This window comes from Pseudomonas sp. SIMBA_068, from assembly GCF_046534705.1.
Lineage (GTDB): Bacteria > Pseudomonadota > Gammaproteobacteria > Pseudomonadales > Pseudomonadaceae > Aquipseudomonas > Aquipseudomonas putida.
This window is the reverse complement of sequence record NZ_JAWRYI010000268.1, coordinates 1-304: the sequence shown is the minus strand read 5'-3', so window position 1 is coordinate 304 and position 304 is coordinate 1. Positions and strand designations below refer to the sequence as shown.

Annotated in this window: 2 pseudogenes; both read right to left on the bottom strand. The window is 53.0% G+C overall.

What is annotated here, in order from left to right:
* Positions 1 to 131 (bottom strand): annotated as a pseudogene (locus SB756_RS29135) (lipid-A-disaccharide synthase); the annotation flags it as partial.
* Positions 131 to 304: pseudogene (locus SB756_RS29130) on the bottom strand (acyl-[acyl-carrier-protein]--UDP-N-acetylglucosamine O-acyltransferase); the annotation flags it as partial. The pseudogenes SB756_RS29135 and SB756_RS29130, both read right to left, overlap by 1 nt.

The following is a 304-nucleotide window of genomic DNA, read 5'->3' as shown; positions in this document are numbered from 1 at the left end:
GGACCCGCCACGCCGACAAAGCGTGCATCCGGATGACGGGCTTTCAGGGCACGGATCAGACCTGCACCAAGAATATCGCCGGAGGTTTCTCCGGCGACCAGGGCAATCGTTAATGGACGATGTTCAGTCATTAACGAATCAGACCGCGCGTTGAGCGTGCAAAGAAATCGGTAAAGGCTTTCACTTCCGGATATGTTTCCGCCAGTTCAGCAATTTCCGGTTTCACTTCATCGAGCGTTTTACCGCTACGATAAATCAGCTTATACGCATTGCGGATAGCGGTAATCGCCTCACGGCTGAATCC